Consider the following 22,857-nt stretch of genomic DNA (forward strand, 5'->3'; position numbering starts at 1 on the left):
GGGTGCCGGCGCCCGAGGCAGACCACGGTCCGCCGTGTCCGATCGGGCAGAAGCCGAGATTCTCGACCTGTTGGATCTCGCCGAATGCGGTCGCGTCGTGCACTTCGGCGACGTCGACGTCGTCCGGCCCAAGCCCCGCTTCCTCATAGGCGGCGAGGGCGGCTCGACGTCCGATGTGGTTGTGTGCGTCGTCTGCGGCTCGGTCGGTGCCCGAGACCAGCGCACTGCCGAGGACCGCGACCGCGCGGTCGCTCGAGGCGGCCCGGCGTGCGAACTCGGCGCTCGCCACGACCACTGCCGCAGCACCGTCGCTGACGGGTGAACACATCGGCACGGTCAGTGGCCAGGCGACGCGCCGTGCGGCCAGTACCTCGTCGGCAGTGAAGGATCTGCGGAACTGAGCACGAGGGTTGTGCACCGAATGGGCATGGTTCTTGGCGGCGACGGCGGCCAGTTGCGACTCGGTGGTACCGAATCGCTCCATATGCGCGCGGGCGAGCGCCGCATAGACCTCCATGAAGACCGACCTGTCCCCGCGCGAGGTGTCGAGCTGCGGCGGGAGCGGGGCGGCGAGCGCCGCCAGAGTCGCGAGAACTTCGTCGCGGTTCGCGACGTCGAGCGCACCGTCGAAGACCGCCAATCCCCGCGCGGGGTCAGCGCAGACGAGCTTGTCGACACCGGTGGCAAGTGCGACCTCGGACAGCCCGGCCCGGACGTGAGCGATCGCCAACCAGAGCGCAGTCGCACCGCCGGCGCACGCGTTCTCGACGTTCACCACCGGCACTCCGACGAATCCATGTGGGCGCAAGGCAACCTGGCCCGGAATCATGTGCTGGTGGTCGAGGGCCTTCTGGCTGACTGTTGCATGGAAGACCGCACCCACATCGGATCGCTGGAGTCCCGCGTCGGTCAGCGCGTCGGCCGCTGCGGCGCCCAACAGGTCTGAGGCGGTCTTGTCCGGGTGTCGGCCGAAGGGGGTTGCACCGACTCCCAGCACCATCACATCGCGGATCATGCGACCACCCGGTTGCGCAGGACGCCCAGGCCGGTGACCTCTAGCTCGATCACATCTCCGGGCTCGAGGTAGCGGCCGTGCTCGATTCCGCAGCCCGTCGGCACAGTGCCCGAGCACAACACCTCGCCGGCGTGCAGCCGGGTCGAACTGGAGGCGAACGCGATCATGTCCGCGAAGGTGTGGTGCATGTCTGCACTGGTTCCGCGGCTCACCTCCTCGCCGTTGATCCTGGCGACCATGTGAAGTCGATACGGGTCGCCCATCTCGTCAGCCGTGACGATCCACGGGCCCAGCACGTTGGAATCCGCGAAGTCCTTGCTCTTGCTCAGTCCGAGTCCGGTCGAGATCTCCTCGAGCTGGGTGTCCCGGGCACTGAAGTCGTTGAAGATGGTGTAGCCGAAGATATGGTCGTGAGCCTGCCCGCGCGGGATGTCCGTGCCACCGCGGCCGAGTACACATGCGAACTCCAGCTCGTAGTCTCTGACCGTCGAGTAGGCCGGCCACGCCACCTCGGCGCCGTGACCGGTCACCGACAACCGGTTGGCGACGTAGTACAGCGGTCGCTCGAGCTGGATCGCGGGGAGTTCGACCTCGCTGACAGGGATGCCCTGAATCCGAGCCCTGGCATTGCGGAAGTGGTCCATGAAGCACCCGAAGTCTCGGATCTGTATGGGCTGGGGCAAGGGTGACATCCAGCGAACCTCGTGCGCCTCGACGACCGCCTCGTTCGGGGATGCCGCGGCGATCCGGTCGAGCATCGCTCGTACTGGGGCGCCGCCTTCGATGATGAGCTGCATGGTGGACAGCTCCGGGGCCTGTTCCCCGGTCACCAGGGCATGCGCGCGGCCGAGCAACAGGAGCTTGCCGCCGTCCTCCAGCACGAGTGCGGTCTGCTCGGATGCCTCGTACTCAATGGTCGCCAATTTCATTGATGATCAATTCCTTTCGTTTGTTCGGGTCACCGTGTGGCGAACTCACACGAAGGCGACGACGCGAGCGGGTGCAGCGCTGGCGCGGGCGAGCTTGATGGGGAAGAACGCCACCCGGAACCCGGACGGTGGCAGCGCGGCGAGATTCGTCATCTGCTGGACGATGAAGACCTCGCGCTCGCGACCGGCTCGGTGTCCGTCCCACAGCACCGAGTTGTCGCCGGTCTCCTCGAACTTGCGAGCCATCACCGCGAAGCTCAGGTCCCATCCGGCGGCGTCGGTACCGAGGACCTTGGCGCCACGCTCGGCGAGGAGCAACGTGCCCTCGCGGCTCATTCCCGGGTATTGGAAGAACTCCGGGTCGGTCAGGGTGAATTGCTCCTGCCCGGTGCGCAGCAGGACCGCTCCGCCGGCCGGGATCGGGGCGCCGTTCGCTGTCAGGGCTGCTTCGAGCGCGTCGACCGAGATTGCGGTGTTCGCTGCGCAGCGACCCCGGAGGTCGAGAACGATTGCCTCGCACCACAGCTCGTCAAGAGCGATATCGGTGATCGTGCGGGACGGTTTGCCTTCGCACGTAGAGCCGTAGTGCAGCGGCGCGTCGACGTGCGTACCGAGGTGTGAGCTGAACTCCGTCACCAACTCCGAGCCCCACCCCTCGCCGCCGGGTAGATCTTCGACCGAGCACCGCATCGCCGCTGCGAACTCGTCCCGGCCGCTCCCGGAGGGATGCGCATAGGTCACTGCCGGCGCGACAACTGCAGCCAGCGGCCGCAGCTGCTCCGGGAGGAGATCGCGATCCGCCGGGTCCAGCGTCCGTGTCAGGTCGATCAACTGCATGATCACTCACACCTTCCAACTAGTTATTGGACGGTCAGCATAGAACTGGATGAGTGACATAGGCAAGGGTCCAGCGGCCCAGGCGCGCTGAACCTCACTGCCCGACCGGCGCTTCGATCTGCCTCCGGCTGCCCGGATGGCATAGCAAGAAATGGTCGATCACCTGCGAGAACCCGTCAGAAGCCTCGACCTAGGGCGGCTACCGGGGACGGATATCCGATCATTGGACCGATAACATAGGTATCCAGGGTGGGGCTCCCAGCCATGAGCACAAGCTCGCCCTGCCCCGCGCTCACAGCGATCAGAACGAGGCAGAAGACACGATGGCATCGACACGAAAACAGGAAATCTCCGAGGAAACGCGGCGGCGACTCGTCGCGGCCGCCACCGAACTCGCGGCCGAACGCGGGGCCACAGCCATGTCCATCCAAGCCGTAGCAGAACTGTCAGGCATCAGCCGCGGCTCAGTCGCATGGCACTTCGGATCGAAGGACGGACTGATTCGCGCCGTGGTCGAGGAATCGTTCCAGTGGGCGCTGACCCAGCTGCGAGACAACCTCGCGGCCGCAACCGAACAGGGCGTCGCGGCACTCATCGAGGCCAACTTCGCAATAATGTCGCAGCCCGAGGCGCGAATCTTCGCGACGATCCTCCTCGAGGCGACGAGCAAGGATTCCCCAGTGCGCGACACCTACGCCGAGCAGTATCGGACACTGCGCCGCTACTACGCCGACTACCTGCGTTCCGTTTCGGCGCCCGTCGCTGATCCGGATGCAGTGGCGGTGGCGCTCCTGGGCGGAACGCTGGGTATCAACATTCAGCACCGCCTCGACCCAGACCACGTGGATCGACGGGCCGCAGTGACTGCGCTCGAGACCGTCTACGCACGCGCACTGACGAAAACCCACACTGGCACAGAGGATCCTGACTGACCTGCTCACAACCTCTGACGAAGCGGAGCGCTCCTTCGCGACGTTGGACGCAGACACCATGTGGCAGTTGGTCACCGACTCGAGCCCCGCATCCGGTCTCGCCGTCTACCGCGACCCGACTTCGAGCACATCTACCGTCGCTGTGTGAGGGAGGCGTTCGACGCAAACACCACCCGCAAGAGTATTGATTCCTCTGGGGGCCGTACTGCTTGTTTGAGGGTGCCGGGCTTTTTTGTTGTGCAACTACGGGTTTGGTGTGCTCGGGCGCACTCTGATTGCCCTAGTCGCCGTCCTGGCCCTGACTGATCCAAGGACATTGATGGGTCCGGTTCTTGGCAATCAGTCGGCCCCGAACCGCACCGGAAGCGTCGAAATCTCCATCTATTGAAGGAGATCTCGAAGCGACGGCTTGGTGAGAAGAAGAATAGTAGTGTGCGCTTTGTTGTTGTCGAAGAGCACCGGGTACCAGCCCGCCGGATCCCGGTAACTCTCACCGGGGACAACCGCAGGGGTGCACGGTGAGATCACCAGGACGTCGCTCGGCGTCGAAACATCACTAGCGCAGAGGATTCGACTTGAAGCGTTCAATCATCGTTGCATTGGCCGGCGTAGCAACCATCGCCTTCGGCACCGTGGCTTCGGCATCGGCGGCCACGTCCCCCGATGGCACCCTGTCCTTGGAGGTGTCCCCGCCGCCCGGAGGATACGTCGTGGGTGTGAACGTGAGCATGGTCGTGGAGGGGATCGGCGGCTCGATGTTTCCCGTTCCCCAGGCGCGGGTGACCCTCAGCGACAACGGAACCTGCTACTACTCCTTCGACCCCGGCCAGGCTCCCCCTGGATTCAGCTACCTGTCTTGGATGCCGACTACGGCCGGCACCCACACGATCAGTGTCACTCAGTACGACAGGACGGTGTCGGAATCCGTCACGGTCAATCCGGCGCCCGACGGTGCTCCGGTGCCGGCTCCGGAGGCCCCGGGGTGCGGGGGCGGCGGGAGCCTCGACGCCCTCAACTCCGGCAGCCTGGGAAGCCTTGGATTCTGACAGCCGAGGCCGCGAACTGCGGTGGCCCATGAGCACAAGCAGAATGGCTGACCGCCGGATCGGAAACTATAGCCGCAGAAGCTGTTCGATACGCGTCAGGGAGCCGCGCAGCGTGTTGCCGCGCGGCGCTCCAACGCGATCTCGAGACTTGCGTCGTGAACCACCAGGGGGCCGCAGCTGGTGGATCGGCGGACGCGCTGAGGTGTCGCGACGACGAGCGCTGCGTTGCTCAGGCCGCTGAGTTGCTGGCCTGGGCGATGAGGTGTTCGACGAGCGCTATCAGTACGGACTTACACGACTCGCGATCACGAGCGTCGCAAAGCATGACGGGGGTATCGGTGTCGAGGTCGAGTGCCTCGCGAACCTCGTCAGTTGTGTAGGCCTGGGCGCTGTCAAAGCAGTTCACCGCGACCGTGAACGAGACACCGCGCCGTTCGAAGAAGTCGATGGCGGCGAACGAGTTCTCCAACCGACGGGTGTCTGCGAGAACGACGGCGCCGAGGGCCCCGCGCACCAGTTCGTCCCAGAGGAACCAGAACCGGTCCTGTCCAGGCGTGCCGAACAGGTACAGAACCAGGCTTTCATCGAGTGTGATACGACCGAAGTCCAGGGCCACGGTGGTCGTGGTCTTACTCTCCACGCCCGACAAATCGTCGACGCCGGTGGACAATTCGGTAATCGTTTCCTCGGTGCGCAGTGGTGTGATCTCGCTGACGGAGGACACCATCGTGGTCTTACCGACTCCGAAGCCGCCGGCTACGAGGATCTTGACCGAAGCAGCCAGGTCGGCTGAGGACGCATTGTCAGGCATAGTGGTCTACAGCTTTCGGATTCCATCGAGTACTGCTTGCAGGATGTGCAGGTCGCCGATCCCGGAAATGTCGTTGTAGGAGTCGCTGGCGGCGGGAGCCCGGAAGTTCAGCATTCCCTCGGCGATGAGATCACCGACCAGGATCTTGGTTACCGCCAGAGGCAGATTCAGGTGCGCCGAGACCTCGGCCACCGACTGCGCAGTGCGGCACAACTGAACGATCTCCGCGTACTCCGTCTCGATGTGCTGCAGCCGCGGAGCGGGGGACACGGTCACTACGAGCGTGAGCATGTCGAGATCGTGTCCCGCGCCCATCGTGCGGCCCCGCGTGACGGCATACGGGCGGACCAGGGGACCGGCCGCATTGTCGAACCACGGTTCGCCTATACGTGTCACGGCGATCTACGCTCCCTGCTCGGCCACACCGATACGAGGATCGGCGGACAGGAAGCTACCGACACGCTGCACAGTCAGGTTCATTTCATACGCGACCATACCCAGATTCGCGGTGTCGGCGGCCTGCAATGCGAGACATGCGTTGCTTCCGGCCGCCGTCACGAACAGCACCGCCTTCTCGAGTTCGATGACGGCCTGCCGAACGCCGCCGCCTTGAAAGCGATGTCCCGCGCTGCGTGCGAGCCCGTACAGAGTGGCCGACATGGCGCCGAAGTGCTCGGCGTCCTCACGACTCATGGCGGTGGATCGGCCCAGCAGCAGCCCATCGGTGGAAAGCACGACTGCGTAGCGCACCCCGGCGAGACGATTGACCAGATCGTCGAGAAGCCAGTTCAGATCACCTGAGTTAGAAGTCGTCACCTTCACCTTCCTTCACCTTCCATTTCGTCCCTGGTGGCATCCCCGGTCGGGGATGCCGAATGCCGAGCCTGCTGGGTACCGTACGCGATGGCGGACATCAGATCTCGCGCTTGCTCCGCCGATTGTTGCGGCTGCTGCGCTTCCGCCTCGAGCTGAGTGTCGTGCGCCAGCTCCGGTGCCAGACTGGCCTGCCGACGACGCCGAGGCAGGCTTGGGCGAACCCCACCGCCGTTGTCGGGCAACGGTTGCGGGGTATGGGACTCCGGTTCGACGGCAGGGGTCGGCGGCTGGTGCCACGTGGTTTCCACAGGAGGCTCCGTGTACTCGTTGTGTGGCGCGCCATCGATGTGCTCGAGGTGCGCCCACGCCCGCGGCGGGGCCACCGACTCCGCTGGCTGTTCGGTGGGAGGCGCTGGAGTAGGGGGTGCCAGCGTTGCGACACCCACTGCGGCCGAAACGGATTCGCCGAAATCGGGTTCCGGCATCGCGCTGGTCAACTGAAGCTCGGGCCGACGTCCGGCGAACCGATCTGGCAGATCGCCGGCCACAGGTGTCGCATCGGCGGCGACCACCGAGTTCGGCACCAGCACGATGGCGCGAATGCCGCCGTACTCGGATTCGGTTAGCTGCACACTGATTCCGTGCCGTGCACCCAGCTGTGAAACGATGAACAAGCCGAGGCGTGAAGTCGCCGAGAGCGTATCGACTCCGAAATCCGGTGGATTGCGCAGCATCTCGTTGACGCGGTCGATTTCTTCGACGGACATTCCCATGCCCTGATCGGTGATCTCGATCGCGACTCCCTTGCCGACCACGTTGCCGCTCACTTCGACGCGCGACTGCGGCGGGGAGAACGCCGTCGCGTTGTCGACCAGTTCGGCGAGCAGGTGGATGAGGTCGGCGACCACGTTGCCGACGATGAACACCTGAGGCATGCGGCGGGTGTGCACCCGCGTGTAGTCGAGGCTCTCGCCGACCGCGCTGCGCGCCAGATCGACCAGTGGCACCGGACTCCGCCACTGGCGGCCGGGCTCGCCGCCACCGAGGATGATGAGGTTCTCGGCGTTGCGGCGCTCGCGGGTAGCCAGGTGGTCGAGACGGAAAAACGTCTCCAGCATGGCGGGATCCTCTTGGCTTTGTTCGGCCTCGTCCAGGACCTCGAGTTGCCGGTGCACCACCATCTGGCTGCGGTGGGCGATGTTGAGGAACACCGCGCGCACGCCTTCACGGGTGCGGGCCTCGGCGACCGCGGCGGAAACGGCCGCGGTGTGTGCGCGGTTGAAGGCCTTTGCCACCGCACCGATTTCGTCGTCACCGAAGTCCAGGTGCGCGGCTTTGGGATCGATTTGCTCGCCCGCGCCCAGCTTGCGCATGGTTTCGGGTAGTTCGACCTCTGCCAGGTCCAGTGTTTCCTTGCGTAGGCGCGTGAGTCGCCCGATCAGTCGGTTGGCCAGCCACAGCGACAGCAGGAACGCCACGAGCGCAAGCGCGAGCACAGCGGCACCCGCCCACAGTGAGTTCGCCGCGGTGCGCTTGCCCTCGTCCGCAGCGATCTGGTTCGCATGGTCGTTCAGGCCTTTCCATGCGCCGATCACGCCTTCAGACAGCGGTTCCTGCGCGGTGTTCCACTCGTCGAAGGTCATGGGCGGTGGCGGGACGACGCCGGTTTTGTCTGCCTTCGGCGGATTGATGAGGTAGTCCTCCATCGCGGCCACCTGCTGCCAGTTGGGAGAGGCCAGCGCCGCCCGGATCTTCTCGGCTGCTGGATCGGCGCCCAGGTCGGCGGCGAGCTGCGGAAGTGCGCTCCGGTAGGACCCGACCAGATTTCGATAGTCGTTACGCAGCGGACCGCTGCTGAGCTGTCCCTGTAGTTCGGCGGCGGTGAGCGCGGCGGAACGTGACATTCCCTCCATCGCGTGCAGGATGCGCACGCCATTGATCAGTGCGACGCCGACCTCGGCGCTGGGCGCGTTGGAGGTGATGAGGTTGGTGCCGAGCGCGACCGCATCGAGAATGGTGTTGTAGAGGGCGTACGTGTCCTCGATCGGCATTTTTCCTGCATCGATCGCGCCGCGAATCTGGGGCAGGCGAGCAAGCAAGGTGTCGAATCCACCCGTGTCGGCACCCATGGTGCCCTGCGACGCGCTCTGCAGCCTTGATGAGTAGGGGGCCAGCTCTGCGAACGCGGTGTCGAGCTTGGTCCGTGCTGCGGCGAGCGCGGCCGGATCGCTCTGTTCACCGGACAGATGCCACAGCGACAGCATCCGTTCCTGTTCTACGCCGGCAACCACGTCGCGAGCGTGGCTCATGGCATCGCCGTTCGCTGCCGCCCATTGTTCGGACTGTCGGCCCTCACGTATCAGGTATCCCGCTGTGCCTACACCGACTCCGAGCAACGCCAGGCTTGGAACCAAAGCGATGGCCAGGATCCGGGCCCGGATCCCGAGGCGCACTTTCAACATCGGGGGAATATAACTGGTCGAATTATTTACCCGTACGTCGGCCTCGCTACCCCGATCTTCTCGATTCGGCCGGGCCGCTTGGCGTTTAACGCTATTCGCGCACGCGTCGGTGTGAATTGCAAGGCTAACGAAGCTTGCTATTCGTAGTGCTCCTGGAGACGATGGCGGACGTGGCCGATGGGGACTATCCCGGCGGTGTCCCGTGCGGCTCGCACAGCTGGGGCAATTCGGTGGGGCAATTCCTGATCACGTTTATTGCACTGCGGTTTGTGATGGCACGATCGGACCATGAATCAACTGACCAGCCGGCTCGCGGGGCAGCTCGACTTCGGCGAGGACTCGGCGGCCGGTGCCGTGCTACCCGCTGGGATAGACGGATTCGGAGCGGGTGCCTGGTATTGGGTTCACGGTGATGAGACTCTGAACCAGAGCGAACTCGACAAGGCAGAAGCCGCGCTCGGCGATGTGCGGGCTCTGGTCGCGGCGGCGTTCGTGGCTTTCGCCGCCGAGCTGACCGATCCGCGGTCGACCACGTCGTTGTTTCGAGAGTTTCACGTCGAGGAGATCCCCGAAGAGATGGTGCGCGAGCTGTTCGGCGTGGATGCCCGTGAGGTCGTCACCGACGAGGTCTTCCTCGACCATCTACACCTCGTCGGCATCGCGGTCAGCCCCGCGGCCACGGAACGTGTCCTCGCACTCGACTTTGCAGTCGGCGCAGACAAGCCCACCGACCAACTGCTCGTCGCCGTGTGGGATCGGAACGACACCGTCACCGTTCACCACGAAAGTTGAGCCCGGCGGCCGAGCCATCGTCCCGCCACGCCTGATCGCGACCCTCGTCACTCATCTCCGGTCGCGTCCTCCAGCAGCACCGCGATCGCCTGTCGGTCATACGGCAGGCCGACGCGCATGAGCGCCAGACCCGCGTTGCCGACGTTCGTTCCCCACAACCCCTCGTTCGCCACCAAAGCCGCGAGGAGCTGACGCTGGGGCGCGCCGATGTTCTCGGGTACCGGTGGGTACTGACCAGGAACGAACTCGACCTCGGGGAACGCGGCACGAAGTAACGGTCCCCAGTCGTTGTCGGCCGTGTACGGGGTCGAAAGCTGCACTATCGCAACGGCCGCCGGCAGGATCGCGGCGAAGGACGTTTCCCGTTGCAGGAGCGAATTCAGCAGCGTGAACCTGACGTGCATGGGAAAACTGCTCGGTCGCCGTTCGAACCACCGGTCGACTTCTTCCGGCTGAGTCAGCGCACGGACGAGTTCTTCCGCCGCCTCCCCCGAACGCGGCAGGCACAGGGCGGCACATGCGCGGATCGCGGGATCGGCGTCGGCGAGCCGGCCGCTGACGTCGGCCCCGACGGTGCCGAGAGCGAGAACAGCCGCGGCTCGGTCATCACGCTCCGTGGCGCTGTCCGCGAAGGAACCCAGCGCCGCGGCGACTCGGTGCTGATACGGCGGAGTGGAATTGCCGTTCCACCGCGCCAGCGCGCTCACCGCCCCGGCCTTGTGGGCGAAGGCATCCGATCTCATGAGCTGAAGAAGCCCCTCGAGGACCGGGTCCGCCTGCTGCCGGAGCGCCGGGATGGCGAGAGCCATGAGCGCTTCTGCCACCGGCGACTCCCACGCCTCTTCCGATTCCTCTTCGTCGTCGGACGCAAGGGCCTCGAAGAACTCGCGTTCATCCTCGCCGGAAGGCGGCATGGCGTCGCCTTCGTCCGGACGCAGTTCCCCGATCAGGGCAAGGCTGTCGCCCGCCGCATCGAGGAAGTCCACCAGCGCGGGCAAACGCGCTGACGCGGTCTTCCGGTCCGCGCCGCCGATCCAGAACGAGACGGCTTGTGCAACAGCGGCAACCGCGGGTGCCGTTGCCGGGTAGATGGTGCCCTGATGCAGCACCGCGCCGTACAGATGCTCCATCGCCGTCGAGAACGCCGTCTCGTCGGCACTCACCAACGCCTCCAGGTGAGCCGGCGTGTCCGTCGCCACCGCATAGGCGTGGAAGAGCCGATCCCAGTCGTGGGTCTCGCTCACGCGACGTAGTCCTGTTCATCACGCCGTGCCCGATCGATGTACCCCTCGGCCAGTGCAAGTGCACCGTCGTCGAGCGCGCGACCTGGCACGAAGAACGCCGCCTTCCCCGCCGTGTTCCGAAACACGATGCCGTCCTTGATGCGTACCGCTCCGGAGAACGAATTCCACGGCGCGCGCGATGAGCCGAAACTGCCATCCAACCCCAGCCCGTCCGGAGCTATCCGCACCGTGAGTCGCGATCCGACACGCATGGCGTCATCGACCGCCTTCGCGGCAACGCGACGAAGGATGCCCACGAAGACGACGAGCAGCAGCGCAAGGGCTGCGATCACCCCGAATGCGAAGACCCCGATGGAGCGACCCGACACCGCCAACACGATGCCGACGACCAGCGCGATCGGGAGGGCGATCATGCCCGTGATCCGCAGGCGACGCGACACCGCCGCATCGGCGAACGCCCGCCGGACGGCCGCCCTGTCCGCGGCATCGATCGTGATGCCGTTCTCGAACACGGCCGCCTACCCGCTTCCCTGTATCGCCGGCCCGGTGAGCGCCGCACGAATCCGCTCGAACGCCTGCCGAGTCTCCGACGGTGCGAGGAAGTCATCCAGCGGCGCCCCGCTCGCCTCGAAGTCCGCCTGTTCGAGCAGCGCGATGCCGAGAGCGGCGATCCGCTCCGAGGATCGTTCCTCCAGATGGCCGGCCCACGCCTCCAGCGCGGTGATCGCGCGCAGGAGATCCGGATCCATGTCGCCATCGGACAAGTCGCCCTCGTCGATCTCCACGATCCATGCCCGGAGCTGCTCGGCGGACGCCGTACCTGCTCCGTCGGCAGCCGCGCTGACCGCGCGTGCTCCGGCCTCCGCCAGCTCGGCGGCCGCCGCCGCGGCCACGCCATCCGCGGTGAGGAGCTCCCGCGTGACCGCGATCCCGAACGCGACCTGCGCCTCGACCGTGGCGTGGGTTGCATACTCACGAACGGAGTTCTCGACTTCCTCGTAGCTACTCACGCCGCGTCACCTTTCCAGCCCGGGCGAGGTCGCCGCATCCCGCAGCCCCTGGTCGGGATGTGAGAGAAACCGCTGGGTATCTGACGACGCGTGCTCCTGTCTTCACCGCGGCGATTGTTCCACCAGTTCCCGGAGCCGCGATGATCGACGGCATGGAGAACACCAGCGCCCAACCACGCGACACCGTCCGCGAGTCATATTCGGCCAGATCCCAGGAGTACGTGGATCTCTTGGGCTCCATGACCTCGACGCACCCATCCGATCGAGCCCTGGTGCGCAGCTGGGCCGCCACCCTGACGGGCCCCGTGCTCGACGCTGGGTGTGGTCCGGGGCAGTGGACAGACTTCTTGGCCACCGAGTGCGGACAAGCCGTGAGCGGGATCGACCTGGTTCCTGAGTTCGTTGGACGAGCTCGATTGGAGTACCCCGATCTCACCTTCGAAGTCGGCGGCTTCGAGGCATTGCATGCCGCGACGGGATCACTGGGCGGCGTGCTCTCCTGGTACTCGCTGATCCACCACCGTCCGCAGGAGATCCGGACTCCGCTCGCCGAGTTCGCGCGCGTGATCCGGCCGGGCGGAGGGGTGTTGGTGGGCTTCTTCGAAGGTGCGGCCGTAGGGCCTTTCGACCACGCCGTCACCACTGCCTATCGGTGGCCGGTGGCCGAACTCGGTCAGGAGTTGGTCACGGCCGGCTTCGAGGTGATCGAGACGCATACCCGAACGGGGAGCGGCTACCGGCCTCACGGCGCGATCGCCGCGCGCCGACGGAGCAGCCGGTGAGGGATCGGCCAAGGCCGCGTCCGCCGGACCGACCTCGGGACCCGTCAGTGCGCCGCGTCCGCCTTCTTCCGCTTCGGGATCAGGTGCATGATCAGGACGACGATCGCGCCGACGACGAGTCCGACCAGAGCGGACGCCAGGGTCCCCGCGCTCCAGGACAGCACGCCGCCGAAGCCGCCGTGCACGAGTTCACCGAACCAGTGCTCGAGGTCGTGGAGGCGATCGGCAGGCCAGTGGAAACCCGCCTCGCCGACGTTGACGATCAGGATGTGGCCGCCGACCCACAGCATCGCGGCGATTCCGACCACGGTGAGCACCGCCATCACCTTCGGCATCGCGGCCACGAGGCCGCGGCCGATCCGCTGACTGAACGACGACTTGCGCTGGGCGAGCGCGAGCCCCACGTCATCCATCTTCACGATCAGCGCGACCACGCCGTATACCAGGATGGTGATGAGAACCGCGACGACGATGAGCACCATCAGCCGGGTGAAGAACGGTTCGTCCTCGACCGACGACAGGGAGATCACCATGATCTCGGCGGAGAGGATCAGGTCGGTGCGGATCGCGCCGTTGACCATCGTCTTCTCGTGTTCGGGCCCACCCAGCGCCGCGGTCTCCGCCTCGCCCTCGTGATGACCGCCGGTCAGCGCCTCGTAGACCTTCTCGGCGCCCTCGTAGCAGAGGAACAAGCCTCCGGCGATCAGCAGGTAGGGCAGGGCCTGCGGCAGAAACTGGCTGAGGATCATCGCCACCGGGAGGATGATCAGCAGCTTGTTGCGGATCGAGCCGATCGCGATCTTCCGGATGATGGGCAGTTCGCGCTTGGGAGAGAAGCCGTGCACGTACCGCGGCGTCACGGCGGTGTCGTCGACAACCACGCCCGCCGCCTTGATGCTGGCCTTGCCGGCCGCCGCACCGATGTCGTCGATGGACGCCGCGGCCACTTTCGCGATCGCTGCGACGTCGTCCAACAGGGCGACGAGACCACCAGCCACGGGAACCTCCCAGTTCGGATGTGCAGAGCCGGTCGAACGACACGCGGTCGCGCGTCGACACAGAACGGTACCGAACCGGCGGTCACCGCTGCCCGCCTGACCGCGGACGGGTGCCCGGCCCGGGCGCGCCGGCTCAGTGAGATGTGGATGCGGTCGGGAGTGGGAGCCACACCGGCTCGGTAGGGATCCGTTCCAGCACGCCGCCCGCGAAGACGTCGTACAGCGGAAGCTGCTCTGCGTGCACATAGCCGATGTGGCAGTCACACACGTCCAGCGGGCAGGGGCGCGGCCGCAAGGCATGCCGGAAGGAGCCGTCGTGCAGGTTGCCCAGGACCTCGGGAACGAAATGACAGCGCCTGACGGTGCCTGCCCCGTCGACGGACACCACCGAGTCACCCGTACGGCATGCGCTCCCCCGCGTCCGGTGCGGGTGCCTGCTGAACTCGAAGAGGGGGTCGATCTCAGTCCAATCGGCCGCGTCGGCGTCGATGTACTCGTGTCCCTCGGCGGCGTTGACCCATAGGTACACCGAATCGGGAAGCTCGGCGCGCAGCCGGCGGGCGGCCTCCAGATGCTCGGGCAGTCCGACGACACCCACGCTGAAGCGCACCCCGAGCGTGGTCAGTTCGGCGGTCTTGGTGAGGAACCGGTCGCGGGGCGTCTGACCGGGGTGGTACGTGCACCACAGGGCGACCGTGTCGCGGTCGGCGTCGGCGAGCCAGCCGGTGCGGCAGCTGAGGTTGGTCTGGATCGCCACCCGGCGTACACGAGGCAGCCGGGACAGGTCCACCAGGGCCCGCCGATACCAGGAGCGGACGAGGCCCTCCCCCCACGGTGTGAAGAGGATCGACAGGTCCTCGTCCTGGTCTGCCGCCCACGCGCAGAAGCGCTCCAGTGCGGCCCGGTCGGCCCGCAACTGTTCGCGGGTGTCCCGGCGTTTGGCGAACGGGCAGTACGGGCAGTCGTAGTCGCAGGACGCCAGCGGACCCCGGTACAGGATGGTCAGCACCGTCAGCGGCCTTCGTACTCGGCCATCGCGGCCCGCACCTGCAGCGAGAACAGCTCGGGCCCCAGCGCGTCGGAGTACGCGATGCCCAGCGTGGTCAGCCGCAGCCGGGTGCCGTCGGAGTCGAGCCATCCGCGGTCGGACCACCGGTCCAGCTCGGCGCCGAAATGCTCGTGGGGATCGGCCCCGAATCGGGACCGGTAGTCCGCCAACGGCATTCCCGAGGCCTGCAGCACGGACTGCAGCAGGTGCCGGCGTCGGGCCTCGTCCTCGGTCATCGCGTGGCCCACCACGGCACGGCGGAAGTCGTCGACGGTGCCCGCCACGTAGTCGTCGATGATGGCGCGCACCTCCCGCGCGTCGACCGCGTAGTCGAAGGAGTAGTGCAGTCCTCGGGTGTACGACCGCGCGCCGCAACCGAGTCCGATCATGCCGTCGGTCTGACAGGCGTAGTCGTTCGGGCCGAGATCGGGGGCGTCGGCGCGGCGGAACATGCGCATCGACTCCTGGATGTAGCCCGCCGCGATCAGCCGATCGCGGCCGCGGCGGTAGAGGTCAAGCCGGCGGGCGTCCCATTCCGGATCGGGACCGGCGCCGCGGCGGGCCAGGCCCGTAAGCGGCCGCACGTACAGCGGGTACAGGTACAGCTCCTCCGGACGCCAGGCCAGCGCGGCGTCGAGGGAGGCGGCCCAGGAATCCGTTGTCTGTCCGTCGATTCCGTAGATCAGGTCGATGTTGAGCACCTCGATCGCGGCGTCCCGGATGCGCCCGAGGGCTGCCTCGACGTCCGCGCGCCGTTGCGGCCGGACCGCCGCCCTGGCCTCGGTGTCGTCGAAGCTCTGCACACCGAGGCTGAGCCGGGTGATCCCGCGCTCGGCCAGTACCGCGAGCCGGTCGGACGTGGCCGTCGCCGGGGACGCCTCCACCGACAGGGGGAGCGCCCGTAGGTCGGCCCCCATGCCCTCGGCGATGTCGCACAGCCGGTCCAGTTCCGCCGAGGTCAGGTAGGTGGGGGTCCCGCCGCCGAACGCCGCCGTCGCGAATCGGGCCGAGGGCGCCAGGGCCTCGCGCACCGCCTCGGACTGCCGCTCGAGGGCGTCGAGGTACCGGGTGGTCAGCTCGTCCGGTGCCCCGACCCGGGTGAACAGGTTGCAGAAGCCGCACCGCACCTCGCAGAACGGCACGTGCAGGTACAGCGACAGCGCGTCCTGCGGTTCGCCCGCCCACAGCTCGGTCAGGGCCGGGCGCGGGTGCAGCGGCCGATACGCGGTCTTGTGCGGGTACGCGTACACGTAGTTCTGGTACGGCGGAAGTTAATCCGCCGCAACGGAGTCCGGCGGCACCGGCAGGGGCAGGTCGACGGCGGTCATCTCGGTCCCTCGAGGAAGAAGTGGGCGTAGGGCACGGTCCACACCACGGGGTGGCCCAGCCGGTGCCCGGTGTAGCCGTCCTCGCCGTACGCGGTGCCGTGGTCGGAGCACACGATCGCGAAGCACCGGCGCCGGCTCGACATGGCGGCGAACAGACGCCCGATGTGCCGATCGACGTACTCCAGCGCGGCCGCGTGCGTCTCCCGGGTGTCCCCGGCATCCGCGGTGGCTCCCTCGGCGAAGAACCAGTTCGGTTGGTGCAGGGCCGAGACGTTGACGAACAGGAACAGCCGACGCTCCGCGGGGAGCCGGCCAACCACCCGCGACGCCAGATCCACCTGCGTCTCGAACGATGTCGGCGACGTCACCCCGAGTTCGGGTGACCAGTGCGCCTCGTCGAACAGGCCGGGCAGCACCGACCCCAGTGCACCCCGGCGGTTGAAGAAGCCGACGCCGCCGATGCACACCGTGTGGTAGCCGACGGAGGCTAGGCCCGCAACGAGATTCGACTCCGCGTACACGAACGTGCCGTCCGCGGTCGACTCGCTGCCACCGAACTCGGCCGCGAACAGTCGGGGGTGCGGCCCCTGCGCGACCGGGGTGGGCAGGAACCCGGCGAACATCGCCTGATGCGAGGCGTAGGTGAAGCTGCCGGGCGCATGACGTTCCTCCCACCGGCCACCGGGCAGGTGCTGCGCGAGGTTCGGGATCCGACCGGCCGCCGCGAGCTCGCAGGCCACGTCGTAGCGCAGGGTGTCGAGCGTGATCAGCAGGATGTCGTCGGAGTCGACGACGGTGTTCATGTCCGGCTGTGCCGCAGTCGATTCCGGCTGCGTGCCGACCGTCGTGTCAGGCCGCGACATGATCGGACCACCCTCCGGCGACCGCGGCCAGTTGGGCCGCATAGGTGTCGAGGCCGTCGGCGCGGCCCGGGAGCCCGCTCAGGCCCGGGAGCAGGTCGCCGAACGCATTCACCTCACCGACCGCGGCCCCGCGCCAGTTCGCGGCGGGCAGCAGGTCCACCCCGACACACAGCGTGCGCGGGAAGCAGGCGGCGGCCCGTTCCGCGACGGCCAGCGCGCTCTCCCAGCCGTATCCCGCGGCGTCGAAGCCGGCCCGCGCGGCCTCCAGGTCGCCGCGTTGCCCGCCCAGGTGCAGGTTGGTCATGGGGTGGGCGCTGGTCCGCAGCACCGCGTGGGTCGCCCGCCCGGCGATCACCACGACCCGCAGATCGGCGGCGCGACCCTGCCACGACGGCTTCGGCAACCACGCCTCGATGTGCAGGCATTCGCCTGCCAGCGCGTCGATCAGGGCGCCGACCTCGGCTTCGCCCGTGAGTCGGCGCACGCGCAGCGAGTTGTAGAGACCGTCCTCGGCGATCTCGACGCTGCTGCGCGCCTGCACCCGGCCACCGGAGGCGGTCTCGACGGCAACCACCCCGGCCGCGGACGATCCGTGCGCGGGCTTGACGAAGAACCGCCGCAGCCCGGCCGCCGCGGCCAGCTCGCGCACCTCCGGCCAGTCCCGAGGCGCCGACGCGTCGCCGCCCGAGGTGGGCGAGATCGGCACCGGCACACCATCACCCGCGAGGACGGCGTGGCAGCGTCGCTTGTCGAACAGCACGGCCAGATCGTCCGGATGGGTCAGCCGGCGCCCGCCGCGCAGCGTGCCGACCGCGGCGAGCAGCGACGCATACCACCGCGGGCCGTCGGCGATCCGGGTCGGGTCCCCGGCTCCGCGTAGCAGTGCGTCGACGTCGGGGTCCTCGCCGGGCGAGTCGAGGCGCACCCACTCGTCGGCGTGGAACCGGGTCCCGCGGCCGATGAGCACCTCGCGCCAGGACACCACCCGCGGGGTGGGCATGCCGGAGCGGGTCGCGGCGTCGAGCAGCATCGTGACGCGACGGTTCTCCGGGTTGCCCACGACCGCCAGTCGCGAACGGGTCATTCGCCGACCGCGACCGACCGGTAGATCGTTCCGTCGTACTCGTCTTCCTCGGCATCCTCACCGTCGAGACTCAGGTGCATTCCGGACGGTTCGAGTGCCGCCCGCAGCCGCTCCCGCATGCCGTCGCTCAGGTAGTTGTGGTGCAGGTCGAGCGTTTCGAGGTGGGTGAGCGACTGACCGCCGAGCAGCGCCTCGGCGCCGGCGTCAAGCAGTACCCCCTTGGACAGATCCAGGACGCGCAGCCGCGGAACGATCGGCGCCGTCGCGACGGCGGCCGCGATCTCGTCCTGGTACTCGCTGTTCGAGAGCGCGAGGCGGGTCAAGAGGGGGAGCTTCTCCCCGGAGAGGATTGGGGCGAGGTCCTCGACGCTGGAATCGGCGCCGTATTCCTCTGTGCCCAACCACAATTCCAGATCGGTAAGGGACGGAAGATCCGAATCGGCCACCGCCCGGACCACGTCGGCCGGCAGGCCGCCCGACTCGAACACCAGGCTGCGCAGGTTCTCGTGCCGGACCGGGGTCAGTGCCAGCTGGTTGCCGCCGCGCACCGACAGGTGCTCCAGCCGCGGAAACGCCGTCAGCAAGGCGGTGACGTCCGACTGCACGATCCAGGAGATCTCGCAGTCCTCGACGGTCATGTCTCCGATGAACAGGGCCCGCAACGCGGGGAGATCGCCGGAAGCCGCGACGAGAGCCTCCACCACGTCGGCGGAACTCTCCTCGTATGGATCCGTCCAGCCGCCGACGACGATCGCCTGCACCGTCGACGGATCGACCGCGGCACGGAACTTCTCGAAAGCCTCCGGCCACCCCATGGGCGGTTCGTACGTGGGAACCGAGATTCGCCAGGCGACCGGGCCCTCCTCGGGCATGGTGGGGGCAGTGTCGATGGGGAACTCCAGGACCGGAAGTCCGTGGAACTCTTTCTGCAGCTCGCTGATCACCGGGGGGCTCCTGGTCTCGGGTGGGCTCGGTGGGCACTATGCCCGATTTGGGGCGGTTGCTGACGACCCTACAGACCACCCCGCTCGGGCATTCATCAACGCCTCCGAGGTCGACCCGACGTCGGCGGCGGGCGGGGTCGACCGCCGCTGACCCTGAAACCCGTTGTCGCGCAGACGGGCACCAGCCGCGGTGGCAGCGCGGTCGTCGACATCACGGCCTCGGCGCCAAGACCGGGATCGGGGGTGCTGTCGGAGGTCGACCGTAGGGTCGGCACGACGGGCCGAGTGGCCCGCGAATGAGGAGGAGTGAGCTATGGGGGCCTGCGTATGTCGGGTCCCTGACCCCGGAGCAGCGTGCCTGGATCGTCACGACGCTCGAACGCGCGATCGCTGACAGCGACACATCGGAGCTGCGCGAGTTGTGTGCCGAGAACGGCCCGGAGGATCTGGAGAAGTGGCGGGCGCTGATCCTGCGCAGCGTGGAGAGCCTCGGGGCACTGGGCTGAGCGCGGGCCGGCAGTGAGACGGCCGCTCAGCGTTCCGCGAGTGGTGTGCTGAGTTCGGTGAAGTCGCCGGTGGGGGCCAGATCCCGCAGTAGCCGAAGCAGATCCTCGGGTGGGCTGGTCAGGCGCCGCTGGCCGAGGTCGAGCCAGCCCCCGGTCGAGGTCACCGTGGCGGCGACAGTGCCGTCTGCTCGGGTGAAGGTGTTCCGCATCATGAAGCGGGCGCCGTCGGGCGAGAGGCCCGCCATCTGCAGGGACAGCTCTGCCTGTTCGAGAAGGCGCAGTTCGGAGCGGTAACGGAGCTGGTCGGTTTGGATCACCGGACCGAAGCCGCGCCTCGCGAACTCACCCGCTGAGAACCCGGATCCGGCGAAGTACTGCATCCTGCTGTTCTCCGCGGCCGCCAGGTACGCGGTGGTGCGCATGTGGCCGTTCTGATCCATGTCCGACCATTGGGGTCGGAACGGGATCGCGAAGGTGTGATGTCGCTGCGTGTTTGTATCCGGACCACTCATGGGAACCATGCTCGGCGCCCCGATCCGTGGTGGCTAGTTCAAATTTTGAACCTCGCACGGCGTCGATTCGGGATTAGTCTCCTCGGGTGAGCGGATACGGCCAGTTCTGCGCGGTCGCGCGTGCCCTGGAGGTGGTGGGCGAGCGGTGGACCCTGCTGATCGTGCGCGAGCTACTGCTCGGTGCTGCATCCTTCGGCGACATCCGCCGAGGCCTGCCTCGGATCCCGAAGGCCACGCTGTCAGCACGGCTGCGCGGACTCCGGGCCGCCGGGATCGTCGACGCCGACTACCGGCTCACCGATACCGGGTTGGCGCTGGCGCCGGTGGTGCGGGAACTGGCACGGTGGGCGGTCGCCACCGACAGCGTTGCCCTGTCCGAGGACGACCTGGATACGGCGGCGCTGACGTGGGACATGCAGCGGCGTGTCGATACCGACGCCCTACCCGAGCGGCCGCTCGTGCTCGCGCTGGAGTTCACCGACAGGCCGGCTGCCGACCGCCGCTTCTGGCTGCACCTGTCGCGAGGGAGCATCAATCTGTGCCGCGACGACACCGGGGCCCCGGTCGATGTCTGGCTCACCGCACCGACCGGCGTGCTGACCAGGTGGTGGCTCGGCGAATTGGCCTGGACCGAAGTTCTCGGCCACCCGGAAGTGCGGGTACACGGCGACCGGACGCTCCAACGCGAGATGCCGCGCTGGTTCAAGCGCTACCTGTTCAGACCGGAAAATCTGAGCGGACCCGAGAACACGGTTCACGAGCCCTCGGGATAGCGCCATATGACCGCTCGGTATTCACTCGATCCCGGTCTGGGTAGGACGGGAAATCGCGCGGAATCCAGCGATCGAACTGGCCCGTACGCGTGGTGATCGATACGTTTGATCCTTCAGCGAAGGCAATTGCCCGTGGCCGATGAAGAGGATCGAACGTGACCAAGCGAATACTCCACGTCGTCACCAACGTCGCACACTATGCCGATCCATCCGAGCCGACCGGTCTGTGGCTGTCGGAGCTCACCCATGCCCACGAGATCTTCGCGGCGAAGGGGTACGAGCAGCGCATCATCAGCCCGAAGGGTGGACTCTCGCCGCTGGAGCCTCGCTCCCTCAAATGGCCGAATGTCGATGCGACGGCCAAGGCGTGGTTGGCGGACGACGCCCGCAAGGATCTGCTGTCGAACACGGCCAGGCCTGACGAGGTCGATCCGGCGGACTTCGATGCGATCTACTTCACCGGCGGGCACGCAGTGATGTGGGATTTCCCCGATGACGAAGGGCTGCAGCGGATCACGCGCGACATCTACGAGCGCGGCGGGATCGTCTCGTCTGTCTGCCACGGCTATTGCGGCCTGCTGAACACCGAGCTGTCCGACGGCACGCTGCTGGTTGCAGGGCGTCGGCTCACCGGCTTTTCCTGGCGGGAGGAAGTGCTGGCCAGGGTCGCCGACAAGGTGCCCTACAACGTCGAGGAGGACATGAAGCGGCGCGGGGCGCTCTACGAGAAGGCCCTGCTGCCGTTCACTTCGAAGGTCGTTGTCGATGGCCGACTGGTGACCGGCCAGAATCCGCAGTCGGCCAAAGCGACGGCCGAGCGGGTGGCCGACCTGCTCTGACGCCAGGCCTTGCTCGGGAAGGATCGCAGAGCACCGGTCCCGACCCTTCCCGACACTGAACGTCAGGCGTTCGCGGCCGCGTTGTTCAGCTGCTCGAGGGTGCCCGTCGCCTCGAGGTATTCCTGCACCCAGCGCTCGATGACGGCCGAGGTCTTCTCCACCTTGGTGAACTGGCCGACGACCTGACCGACGGGGTTGAACGCGACGTCGACGGTCTCGTCCGGGTACTTGTGGGTGGCGGCGACCGCCATCCCGGACACCATGTACTGGAGCGGCATGCCGAGCGGTTCGGGGTTGCCCTCCTGCTCCCACGCCTCGGTCCAGTCATTACGCAGCATCCGGCACGGCTTGCCGGTGAACGAGCGGCTGCGCACGGTGTCGCGACTGCTGGCATTCGCGTACGCGGCCTGCTGGACGGGTGTGTTCTCGGCCTCCTCGACCATCAGCCACTGCGAGCCGGACCAGGCGCCCTGGGCGCCCATCGCCAGCGCGGCGGCGATCTGCTGTCCGCTGCCGATGCCGCCTGCGGCGAGCACCGGGACCGGTGCGACCTCCTTGACGACCTGCGGCCACAGGACGATCGAGCCGACCTCGCCGCAGTGCCCGCCGCCCTCGCCGCCCTGCGCGATGATGATGTCCACGCCGGCGTCGGCGTGCTTACGGGCTTGGTAGGGCGAGCCGCACAGTGCGGCGACCTTGCGGCCTGCGTCGTGGATGTGCTTGATCATGTCCGCCGGAGGCGTGCCGAGCGCGTTCGCGATGAGCGTCACCTTCGGGTGCTGCAATGCGACCTCCACCTGCGGGGTGGCGGTGGCCTCCGTCCAGCCGAGAAGCTGCAACGCGTTCTCGTTGCCGTCGTCGGGCAGGGGCACGCCGTGGTCGGTGAGGATCTTGCGTCCGAAATCGAGGGTTTCCTTCGGCACCATCGACTGCAGCATCTTCGTCAGCTCGTCCGCCGACAGGTTCGAGTCCATGCCCTCGTACTTGTTCGGGATGACGATGTCGACCCCGTACGGATGGTCGCCGATGTGCTCATCGATCCAGTTCAGCTCGATTTCCAGCTCCTCGGGAGTGAACCCGACCGCGCCGAGGACGCCGAAGCCGCCTGCCTTGCTGACGGCAACCACGACGTCGCGGCAGTGGGTGAACGCGAAGATGGGGAACTCGATGCCGAGTTCGTCGCACAGGGGTGTGTGCACGGGTACTCCTTCGTTGAGGTGAACGCGTCTTCTGTAACGCGTTTCACCATAGGTCGAGGGCGTTTCCGGAGTGTGGCTGTTGGCGAA

General features: G+C 67.2%; 24 protein-coding genes and 1 pseudogene. 7 read left to right on the top strand and 18 right to left on the bottom strand.

Translation table 11 applies throughout. From position 1 onward, the window contains the following. From RM1_RS21710 to RM1_RS21720, 3 genes are all read right to left on the bottom strand, one after another. The coding region (locus RM1_RS21710; RefSeq protein WP_072753741.1) for a thiolase family protein at window positions 1-1,015 on the bottom strand (1,015 nt) is incomplete at its 3' end. Continuing rightward, the gene (locus tag RM1_RS21715; protein WP_072753742.1) at window positions 1,012-1,944 is read right to left on the bottom strand and encodes a fumarylacetoacetate hydrolase family protein; all 933 of its coding nucleotides are present in this window, start codon (window positions 1,942-1,944) and stop codon (window positions 1,012-1,014) included. The genes RM1_RS21715 and RM1_RS21710, both read right to left, overlap by 4 nt. Window positions 1,945-1,989: 45 nt before the next feature. After that, a complete protein-coding gene (locus RM1_RS21720; protein WP_143069461.1) occupies window positions 1,990-2,781 on the bottom strand; it encodes a cyclase family protein in 792 nt (263 codons plus the stop codon). A 323-nt stretch (window positions 2,782-3,104) separates the two neighbouring features. Between RM1_RS21720 and RM1_RS21725 the strand changes: the two genes are divergently transcribed. Both RM1_RS21725 and RM1_RS21730 read left to right on the top strand, forming a co-directional pair. After that, window positions 3,105-3,713, top strand: a complete 609-nt coding sequence (locus RM1_RS21725) for a TetR/AcrR family transcriptional regulator (RefSeq protein WP_072753744.1) — start codon at window positions 3,105-3,107, stop codon at window positions 3,711-3,713. A 710-nt stretch (window positions 3,714-4,423) separates the two neighbouring features. Next, window positions 4,424-4,759 carry a hypothetical protein gene (locus tag RM1_RS21730; RefSeq protein ID WP_143069462.1) on the top strand — a complete coding sequence of 112 codons (336 nt, stop codon included), beginning with the start codon at window positions 4,424-4,426 and terminating at the stop codon, window positions 4,757-4,759. A 229-nt stretch (window positions 4,760-4,988) separates the two neighbouring features. Here RM1_RS21730 and RM1_RS21735 read toward each other — a convergent pair whose 3' ends face one another. Genes RM1_RS21735 through RM1_RS21750 form a run of 4 tightly spaced genes read right to left on the bottom strand, consistent with a single transcriptional unit; the run spans window position 4,989 to window position 8,848 of the window. After that, a complete protein-coding gene (locus tag RM1_RS21735; RefSeq protein WP_072753746.1) occupies window positions 4,989-5,570 on the bottom strand; it encodes a GTP-binding protein in 582 nt (193 codons plus the stop codon). Between the two features lie 6 nt (window positions 5,571-5,576). Then, window positions 5,577-5,966 carry a DUF742 domain-containing protein gene (locus tag RM1_RS21740; protein WP_027502085.1) on the bottom strand — a complete coding sequence of 130 codons (390 nt, stop codon included), beginning with the start codon at window positions 5,964-5,966 and terminating at the stop codon, window positions 5,577-5,579. Between the two features lie 6 nt (window positions 5,967-5,972). Then, complete coding sequence (locus tag RM1_RS21745; protein WP_072753781.1) at window positions 5,973-6,386, bottom strand: roadblock/LC7 domain-containing protein; 414 nt, start codon at window positions 6,384-6,386, stop codon at window positions 5,973-5,975. Window positions 6,387-6,388: 2 nt separating this feature from the next. Beyond that, entirely contained in the window at window positions 6,389-8,848 is a 2,460-nt protein-coding gene (locus RM1_RS21750) for a sensor histidine kinase (protein ID WP_072753747.1), read from the bottom strand. 288 nt (window positions 8,849-9,136) lie between these two features. Between RM1_RS21750 and RM1_RS21755 the strand changes: the two genes are divergently transcribed. Continuing rightward, window positions 9,137-9,640 carry a DUF2004 domain-containing protein gene (locus tag RM1_RS21755; RefSeq protein ID WP_072753748.1) on the top strand — a complete coding sequence of 168 codons (504 nt, stop codon included), beginning with the start codon at window positions 9,137-9,139 and terminating at the stop codon, window positions 9,638-9,640. Window positions 9,641-9,687: 47 nt separating this feature from the next. On the opposite strand, the gene RM1_RS21760 is transcribed toward RM1_RS21755, so the two are convergent. From RM1_RS21760 to RM1_RS21770, 3 genes are read right to left on the bottom strand one after another with little or no spacing between them, the layout of a single operon-like run. Then, window positions 9,688-10,884 (bottom strand): hypothetical protein, encoded by a 1,197-nt coding sequence (locus RM1_RS21760; RefSeq protein ID WP_072753749.1) that lies wholly within the window; start codon window positions 10,882-10,884, stop codon window positions 9,688-9,690. Then, entirely contained in the window at window positions 10,881-11,396 is a 516-nt protein-coding gene (locus RM1_RS21765; RefSeq protein ID WP_072753750.1) for a YcxB family protein, read from the bottom strand. Before RM1_RS21765 ends, RM1_RS21760 begins: the two co-directional genes overlap by 4 nt. 6 nt (window positions 11,397-11,402) lie before the next feature. Beyond that, window positions 11,403-11,894 carry a hypothetical protein gene (locus RM1_RS21770; RefSeq protein WP_072753751.1) on the bottom strand — a complete coding sequence of 164 codons (492 nt, stop codon included), beginning with the start codon at window positions 11,892-11,894 and terminating at the stop codon, window positions 11,403-11,405. A gap of 152 nt (window positions 11,895-12,046) precedes the next feature. Here RM1_RS21770 and RM1_RS21775 point away from each other — a divergent pair, with 152 nt between their 5' ends. After that, window positions 12,047-12,676: a class I SAM-dependent methyltransferase gene (locus tag RM1_RS21775; RefSeq protein WP_174562988.1), complete on the top strand. Its 630-nt coding sequence runs from the start codon at window positions 12,047-12,049 to the stop codon at window positions 12,674-12,676. A gap of 44 nt (window positions 12,677-12,720) precedes the next feature. Here the strand turns inward: RM1_RS21775 and RM1_RS21780 are convergent, their stop codons facing one another. From RM1_RS21780 to RM1_RS21805, 6 genes and pseudogenes are all read right to left on the bottom strand, one after another. Beyond that, on the bottom strand, window positions 12,721-13,674 hold the full coding sequence (locus RM1_RS21780; protein ID WP_072753753.1) for a DUF808 domain-containing protein: 954 nt from the start codon (window positions 13,672-13,674) through the stop codon (window positions 12,721-12,723). Between the two features lie 133 nt (window positions 13,675-13,807). Beyond that, the gene (locus RM1_RS21785; protein ID WP_072753754.1) at window positions 13,808-14,683 is read right to left on the bottom strand and encodes an STM4011 family radical SAM protein; all 876 of its coding nucleotides are present in this window, start codon (window positions 14,681-14,683) and stop codon (window positions 13,808-13,810) included. A gap of 2 nt (window positions 14,684-14,685) precedes the next feature. Further along, window positions 14,686-15,975 (bottom strand): annotated as a pseudogene (locus RM1_RS21790) (STM4012 family radical SAM protein); the annotation flags it as partial. Window positions 15,976-16,046: 71 nt separating this feature from the next. Next, window positions 16,047-16,913, bottom strand: a complete 867-nt coding sequence (locus RM1_RS21795) for an STM4013/SEN3800 family hydrolase (protein WP_072753782.1) — start codon at window positions 16,911-16,913, stop codon at window positions 16,047-16,049. Next, on the bottom strand, window positions 16,900-17,997 hold the full coding sequence (locus RM1_RS21800) for an STM4014 family protein (RefSeq protein WP_072753756.1): 1,098 nt from the start codon (window positions 17,995-17,997) through the stop codon (window positions 16,900-16,902). The genes RM1_RS21795 and RM1_RS21800 overlap by 14 nt, the downstream gene beginning before the upstream one ends. Further along, on the bottom strand, window positions 17,994-18,941 hold the full coding sequence (locus tag RM1_RS21805) for an STM4015 family protein (protein ID WP_072753757.1): 948 nt from the start codon (window positions 18,939-18,941) through the stop codon (window positions 17,994-17,996). The genes RM1_RS21800 and RM1_RS21805 overlap by 4 nt, the downstream gene beginning before the upstream one ends. A 296-nt stretch (window positions 18,942-19,237) precedes the next feature. On the opposite strand from RM1_RS21805, the gene RM1_RS21810 reads away from it, so the two are divergent. Further along, the gene (locus tag RM1_RS21810) at window positions 19,238-19,447 is read left to right on the top strand and encodes a DUF4259 domain-containing protein (RefSeq protein ID WP_245816536.1); all 210 of its coding nucleotides are present in this window, start codon (window positions 19,238-19,240) and stop codon (window positions 19,445-19,447) included. A 26-nt stretch (window positions 19,448-19,473) separates the two neighbouring features. Here the strand turns inward: RM1_RS21810 and RM1_RS21815 are convergent, their stop codons facing one another. Continuing rightward, on the bottom strand, window positions 19,474-19,887 hold the full coding sequence (locus RM1_RS21815; protein ID WP_072753758.1) for a thioesterase family protein: 414 nt from the start codon (window positions 19,885-19,887) through the stop codon (window positions 19,474-19,476). A gap of 158 nt (window positions 19,888-20,045) precedes the next feature. Here RM1_RS21815 and RM1_RS21820 point away from each other — a divergent pair, with 158 nt between their 5' ends. Both RM1_RS21820 and RM1_RS21825 read left to right on the top strand, forming a co-directional pair. Next, on the top strand, window positions 20,046-20,732 hold the full coding sequence (locus RM1_RS21820; protein ID WP_072753759.1) for a winged helix-turn-helix transcriptional regulator: 687 nt from the start codon (window positions 20,046-20,048) through the stop codon (window positions 20,730-20,732). A gap of 155 nt (window positions 20,733-20,887) precedes the next feature. Next, window positions 20,888-21,571 (top strand): type 1 glutamine amidotransferase domain-containing protein, encoded by a 684-nt coding sequence (locus RM1_RS21825; RefSeq protein ID WP_072753760.1) that lies wholly within the window; start codon window positions 20,888-20,890, stop codon window positions 21,569-21,571. 62 nt (window positions 21,572-21,633) lie between these two features. Here the strand turns inward: RM1_RS21825 and RM1_RS21830 are convergent, their stop codons facing one another. Next, window positions 21,634-22,770, bottom strand: coding sequence for a nitronate monooxygenase (locus RM1_RS21830; RefSeq protein ID WP_072753761.1), 1,137 nt, complete (start codon window positions 22,768-22,770; stop codon window positions 21,634-21,636). Window positions 22,771-22,857: the final 87 nt, after the last annotated feature.

The sequence above is a fragment of the Rhodococcus maanshanensis NBRC 100610 genome, from assembly GCF_001894865.1.
Taxonomy (GTDB): domain Bacteria; phylum Actinomycetota; class Actinomycetes; order Mycobacteriales; family Mycobacteriaceae; genus Rhodococcus_G; species Rhodococcus_G maanshanensis.

What these genes read in the sequence shown, in the direction of transcription:
- RM1_RS21715 (WP_072753742.1), bottom strand. Translation starts at nt 1,944, where the DNA reads ATGAAATTGGCGACCATTGAGTACGAGGCATCCGAGCAGACCGCACTC.
- RM1_RS21720 (WP_143069461.1), bottom strand. Translation starts at nt 2,781, where the DNA reads ATGCAGTTGATCGACCTGACACGGACGCTGGACCCGGCGGATCGCGAT.
- RM1_RS21725 (WP_072753744.1), top strand. Translation starts at nt 3,105, where the DNA reads ATGGCATCGACACGAAAACAGGAAATCTCCGAGGAAACGCGGCGGCGA.
- RM1_RS21735 (WP_072753746.1), bottom strand. Translation starts at nt 5,570, where the DNA reads ATGCCTGACAATGCGTCCTCAGCCGACCTGGCTGCTTCGGTCAAGATC.
- RM1_RS21750 (WP_072753747.1), bottom strand. Translation starts at nt 8,848, where the DNA reads ATGTTGAAAGTGCGCCTCGGGATCCGGGCCCGGATCCTGGCCATCGCT.
- RM1_RS21755 (WP_072753748.1), top strand. Translation starts at nt 9,137, where the DNA reads ATGAATCAACTGACCAGCCGGCTCGCGGGGCAGCTCGACTTCGGCGAG.
- RM1_RS21775 (WP_174562988.1), top strand. Translation starts at nt 12,047, where the DNA reads ATGGAGAACACCAGCGCCCAACCACGCGACACCGTCCGCGAGTCATAT.
- RM1_RS21795 (WP_072753782.1), bottom strand. Translation starts at nt 16,913, where the DNA reads ATGTCGCGGCCTGACACGACGGTCGGCACGCAGCCGGAATCGACTGCG.
- RM1_RS21800 (WP_072753756.1), bottom strand. Translation starts at nt 17,997, where the DNA reads ATGACCCGTTCGCGACTGGCGGTCGTGGGCAACCCGGAGAACCGTCGC.
- RM1_RS21810 (WP_245816536.1), top strand. Translation starts at nt 19,238, where the DNA reads ATGAGGAGGAGTGAGCTATGGGGGCCTGCGTATGTCGGGTCCCTGACC.
- RM1_RS21815 (WP_072753758.1), bottom strand. Translation starts at nt 19,887, where the DNA reads ATGGATCAGAACGGCCACATGCGCACCACCGCGTACCTGGCGGCCGCG.